2 protein-coding genes are annotated in these 1,852 nt (G+C 52.8%); both read right to left on the bottom strand.

Annotation, left to right across the window (positions count from 1 at the left end; translation table 11 throughout):
• The coding region (locus Q8O69_RS18645; RefSeq protein WP_305593685.1) for an OprD family porin at positions 1-1,226 on the bottom strand (1,226 nt) is incomplete at its 3' end.
• Between the two features lie 199 nt (positions 1,227-1,425).
• Positions 1,426-1,758, bottom strand: a complete 333-nt coding sequence (locus Q8O69_RS18640) for a DUF2790 domain-containing protein (RefSeq protein WP_257776562.1) — start codon at positions 1,756-1,758, stop codon at positions 1,426-1,428.
• Between the last annotated feature and the right edge of the window lie 94 nt (positions 1,759-1,852).

Genomic DNA, 1,852 nt, shown 5'->3' with positions numbered 1-1,852 from the left:
CGGGTCGTTGCCTGGCGAATGCGGAAGGACATGTCTTTCAGTGATCCGGCTTGCACGACGTACTTGGCTTCGATGTCGCGCTCCCACCGTTTCTGATCGGTCAGCGGATTACCATCATCGCCGCGCCGCATGTAAACCTCGTTGGCGTTGGTGTAGTCAGCATCCCAGCCCTGCGCGTAGCGGGTCATGAAGCTCAGGCCGGGCACACCAAAAGGCTCCATGTCCAAGTCATAGCGCACCTGCCAGGACTTTTCCTTGGGCGAGTTGAAGTCGCTGTACTGGATGGAATTATCCAGGTAGATCGAGTCGGATTGACGCAGGTAATCGAAATCGTCATCGCCGTTATTGCGCTGAATGCCAACCATGACGGTATGGGCACCAAATTGCACTCCAGCCTTACCGCTCCAGATGTTGTTATCGAAGCTGCCCAGATGTTGTTTTCCCTCATCGACAGCTTTGTAGTAATTAAGTCCACCGATCAAGGCAACATCGTCGGAGAGCGGATAGCTCAACGTGGTACCAGCGTAGTACTGGTTCCAAGCATCTTTGAGGCGGCTGGTATAGAGGCTGATGCCGACGTTGTCGTTGACCGAGTAATCACCACCAAAATAGGCAATCCAGGGGGCGTCGACGGAGCCCGCATAGAACGTTGCGAAGCCATCGCGCATGCTGCTTGAGTTGGGCTCGCTCATTGAATGCAGGCGGCCACCTTGCAGGGCCAAGCCTTCAATACTGTTGTTGGCCACGGTGATACCGCGGAAGCTTTCGGGCAGGAGTCGCGAGTCGCCATATTGAACGACGGGGCTGACAGGGAAAACATCGCCAGCTTTGATAACTGTATCCATGAACCTGGCTTTAACCGCACCACCCACCTTGGAGTAGTCATCTTCGGGTTGCCCTGCACTGTTGTAAGGCATCACATCAACGGAGCCACCTGCGCCGGATCGCCCATCACCAGAGTCGAGTTTCAGGCCCAGCATCGCAAACGCGTCGATACCAAAGCCAACGGTACCCTCGGTGAATCCAGACTCAAACTGCCCGATGATTCCATGTGCCCACTCTTCCGAGTAACCATTACCTGTGCCGCTCGACTGCCCCTTACGAAAGTCGCGATTGAAATAGAGGTTGCGATTCAGAATAGTGAGGCTGCTGCCCTCGACGAAGCCTTCGGCCTTTTCTTCGGCGGCAATTGCAGCCTGTCCGGTGCCGATACTCAGAGCTATCAGCGATAAGCAAAAAGGGGGTTATTCATGTGACACTCCTGAATTATCTGGCAGTTTTATCTCGGTGAGATTTCTTGTAGTAGTTGCCGTAGCGCGCCAGGCATCGCCCGTGCGCGCTCACGCCATACTTCCACACGCCAAATAACGTCAGGGTGACTTGAAAATTACTTTTAAGTCAGTGACCTGTAAGCTCCTATGTAGCTCAGTTTTGATTCCAGCAGGCTGTACCCATTGCCCGATATTCAACAGTCTGCAAATCGCCGCTGGAGTCCTCATAGGTCATCTGAGCCGGCATTACCTCACAACCAGAGCCTGTAGGGCTCGTATGTACAACCTTCGCGATGTCCAGCTTCATGCCGTAGCGATAGTGAGTCACCTCTGGCGGAGTCTTGCCACGAGCAGCAGCGTATTCCTGCATCGCTCTTTCATTATCCTGAATCATTCGACCATAGACGCGGTCACCGCCGCCTTCGGCCATAACCAAGGACGATGCAGAAAGAATAGATACCGCTAAGACAGCTTTAAGAATGTTCACGTTTAATTCCTCTACTTAGGTTGTAGTGAAAATATAAACGCATGCACCTGTCATCAAAGTGAAGCGAAAATTACATCTTCGTAATTGCAGTATT

It is taken from the genome of Pseudomonas sp., from assembly GCF_030690725.1.
Lineage (GTDB): Bacteria > Pseudomonadota > Gammaproteobacteria > Pseudomonadales > Pseudomonadaceae > Aquipseudomonas.
The sequence above is the reverse complement of the archived record's forward strand: the minus strand, read 5'-3'. Positions and strand labels throughout refer to the sequence as shown.